At 56.1% G+C, this 3,891-nt stretch carries 2 protein-coding genes; one reads left to right on the top strand and one right to left on the bottom strand.

Annotated elements, in window-relative coordinates:
* Window positions 1-497: 497 nt before the first annotated feature.
* Window positions 498-1,946, top strand: a complete 1,449-nt coding sequence (locus WA989_RS18040) for a spinster family MFS transporter (RefSeq protein ID WP_424341856.1) — start codon at window positions 498-500, stop codon at window positions 1,944-1,946.
* 155 nt (window positions 1,947-2,101) lie between these two features.
* Here WA989_RS18040 and WA989_RS18035 read toward each other — a convergent pair.
* On the bottom strand, window positions 2,102-3,891 hold a 1,790-nt coding region (locus WA989_RS18035; RefSeq protein ID WP_424341855.1), incomplete at its 5' end, for an amino acid permease.

The raw sequence follows: 3,891 nt of genomic DNA, 5'->3' as shown, positions 1-3,891 counted from the left end.
TTTGATCAAAGCCGGATTGACCGATCATAACTTGTCTCCCGGCGGTAATAATGGCCGCGAGTCTCTCGTCTGGCAAGGGGTTTCGCAATGCAGGCATCTTGCGCTGTCTCATATGCCGATGGCGAGTGCCAAGCTGGCCGGCGGTCGGCTTGCCGATCGGTCCCCGGACTATGGCGGGGTCTTGAGCCGGACAATGGGTCAAAGCCAACCTTTGAAAATGTTCCACCTCCCGAAGTCTAAGGCGCGCCGACCGCGCGAGGGTGCATCGTACGGGCCATGGCGGCGATAACTCCGATAGGTTTTCGCTATCGAAGCTGTTCGGATTTCGTATTATTCACGCGGACTGGCGGACTCTAGCTTCAAGGCCCTTCGTCTTATCGGGGGCTTGAGCCATCGTGACGCCAGGATGAAGGCGGGGGCGCTTTGGAAATGCGTTTGCGCGGGTCCTGCTCGTTTTAAGCGAGACCTGTGACCCACCTTTTGAGGCAATGAAAAGTATGAGCGACACAGTTTCTAACGCGCCCGGGCAAGCTGCAGGAAGCCTGCACGACACGGCCGGGAAGAGCTTCGGCACATTTGGCTACAGGTCCTTCGTTTTGATGTCGTTGACTGTGGTCTACACATTCAACTTCATCGACCGCATTTTGATCAGCGTCGTCAGCGTGCCGATCATCAATGAATTCCAGCTCTCACAATTCCAGTTCGGCCTGCTTTCGGGCATTGGATTTGCGCTCTTCTATACGCTGCTCGGGATTCCGATCGCCAATCTCTCCGAAAGGGTAAGCCGCAAGCTCATTATTGGCGTGTGCGTTATCCTCTGGTCGCTGGCCACGGTACTTTGCGGATTCACGACGGGCTTCGTGACGCTGTTGCTGGCACGGATGCTGGTGGGCGTTGGCGAAGCGGGATGCACGCCGCCAGCGAATTCCATGATAAGCGATTACTATGCGCCAAGTGCGCGCCCGACAGCACTCGGCATTTATGCTATGGGTGTCACTGCGGGCGGCGTGCTGGCGCAGGTGTTTGGCGGCTTCATCCTCGACTATTTCACCTGGCGGGAAGCCTTTATTTTCGTTGGGGCGCCCGGAATCCTGCTCGGCATCGTTTTCCTTCTGACAGTCAAGGAACCGCCACGCGGTCATTCCGACCCTGCGGGGACTGTGAAAGTCGAGCGTGCAAGCTTCCGTGATGCCATGCGCGAAATCGTGTCCAAACGCACCTTCTGGATCATGACGGCCGGCGCCACGATTGCTGCGTTTGCCGGGTACGCGCTGGTTGGCCTGCAACCACAGCACGTCGTATTCACGCACGGTTACACGCCCGCTCAGACGGCATTGATGTTCATGGCGCCCGTGGGCCTAGCCGGAACGCTCGGCGCATTTCTTGGTGGTTATCTTACCGAGAGAGCCTCACGAAGCTCGGCCACGGCAGCCACATGGGTGCCCGGAATCGCTTTTTTGATTTGCGCGCCGATTTATGCATCCGCCTTTCTCGTCGGGAACAGTACGCTGATGCTCATTCTGCTGATGTCGGCCAGCACCTTGCAGTACTTTTACCTTGGCGCGCAGTACAATATCGCCCAGGCCGTCGTCAGCCTGAGAGTTCGGGCCACATCAGTGGCCATACTCCTCTTTGTGGTCAATCTCATTGGCTACGGTGCAGGGCCGCCAGCGCTGGGCATTGTTGCCGATATAATGTCCTCAAACTGGATTGGCGCGGCTGGACTGACGGGTCAGATCACGGCCTCTTGCAGCCTGACTGATCCTGGCCTGACCGAGGAGTTGATTGCATCCTGCCGTGAGGCCCGCGCCCATGGGGTAAAGTGGGCGTGTGTCGTTGCAACAGGCCTCTTTGTGTTGGCAGGGCTATTCTTCCTCGCCTCCGGACGAACCTTTATTCGGGACCTTTATTCGCAACGGGACATGGGAAAGTCAGCTCCGGCGTAGGGCAACGCGCCCTCGATGCTGACTTGGGAAAAACCGACGGGAAACAACGGATGCAGTCTGGTGTGTCCAACCCGATTTGTAGCGACTGGCGCTATCCGGTTTCATCTTCGCCGTTTCAGTGGTTCGACCGATCGACTGCGGCTAGGCGGTGTGCACTAGCTGGACTTGTCGAAGAATAGCTTGAGCTGGTTTGGTTCACCGATGATTGTCAGTATGTCATCCGGCCTGACCGTCTCCTGAGGCTGAGCGATAATCAGGTCCTTGCCCCGTTCAATCATGATGACGAGGCATGACTCCGGCAGGTCAAGGGCTTCAATCGTAGATCCCAGCTGGCTGTTCACAAGCGGCATGGACACGGCGGGAGCATGCAGGAAATGGTCATCTCGAACCAGGATTTCGTTGAGCTCCTTCTCGTTCTTGGCCGCAAGCCAGCGCTGAGCAAACCCAGCGCTTTGCGCGACCTCTGCGAGATGACCGACAATGCGCAGATCGAGGCCAGCGGGCTGGGTGGGCGACAACATGAACATCAGGGTGTGATAATTTTGAGCACCGTCTACGCTGTTTTTGGCTGATGGCCTGAAACGGAATACAAAGAGAGCCGGGTCCGAGACTTCCTGAACGGTCAGATATTGTATCGCGACGCCAGGACACAGAGGCTGGAAAGCCGCCTGATTCCTCGCCCAGATTTCGTGAATAAGGTCTGCGGGAATAGCAAATCGATCCTCAGCGTGGTCAGCGATCAGTTTGACCAGCCGGTCGAGATCAAAATCATCATTGGAAAGATCAAGCATAACGGACTTCGCAACGACCGTTTCATAGGCAAGATTACTTGCTTCTGTCCGGTCGTGGATGATCGACATCAGCTCGTGTTCAATTCCCTCATAGCGTTGCTGTCCAAGCCGCTCGTGAACATGAAAGATGGCCCCGCGCCTGCCCAGCGTATCCGACACATAAAAATGGTACCAAAGCACACAGCCGATCACGACCGTGCCGGTAAAGCCGATTGCGAGGATACCCATCTCAATAATGAGCCAGAACGCGATGAGAATACCGATGATGGGCACCCAGGGGTAAAGCGGTGTTCTGAAGCCGGGCTTGTACTCATCGATCCGGGCTTCGCGCATGACAATCACTGCAAGACAGACAAGGCCAAACAGCAACAGCTGGAACGCGCTGGCCAGTTTCGCGACAGATGCAACATCAAATACGAGCAGGACGACAATCATGGCTACCGATGTCATGATAACTGCTCGACCCGGCGTACCAAACCGGCTGATCTGACCAAGTGGAGACGGAAGTAATTTGTCGCGTGCCATAGCGAACGGATATCGCGAGGCTGACATGATGCCAGCGTTTCCGGTGGACGCAAAAGCAGCGATCGCCGAGACAACGATCAGAATGACACCGAGGTCGTAAGGCATCCAGGCAAAAATGACTGCCGCACCATCCGCTACGGGCGTCAGGCTCTCCATCAGCGCCTCCGGCTCGAGCGCTGCAACAAGAATATATGTTCCGAACGTATAGATCGCCGTGGCGGTGAACAGTGATAGCATCATGCCGAGCGGAATATTCCGGTCCGGATTCTCCACTTCTTCAGCGACGCTCGCAACCTTGGTCAGACCAGCATAGGAAACGAAAACAAGGCCGATTGTAGAAACGAAGCCAACAAATCCGGACGAAAAGAGAGGCCCATAGCCGTCACTTGGCTTGAGGAGGTTCTCGACGCGAATGGTTGCCAGCCCAAATAACACGAACGCTGTCAGAATGACGACCAGCAGAAAAACAAGGATGCGCTGTAGCCAGGTCGTTTCCTTTGCGCCGACAATATTGATGACGCTGAACACCACCGTCAGCACGATTGCGGTAAGTGTGATCGGAAGGTCCAGGTAGATGCCCAGATAAGCGCCCATGCCGACGAGCGCGAAGGCACTCTTGAAGACAACCG

The sequence above is a fragment of the Henriciella sp. genome, from assembly GCF_049649345.1.
Classification (GTDB): domain Bacteria; phylum Pseudomonadota; class Alphaproteobacteria; order Caulobacterales; family Hyphomonadaceae; genus Henriciella.
This window is presented reverse-complemented; position numbering and strand designations above follow the sequence as displayed.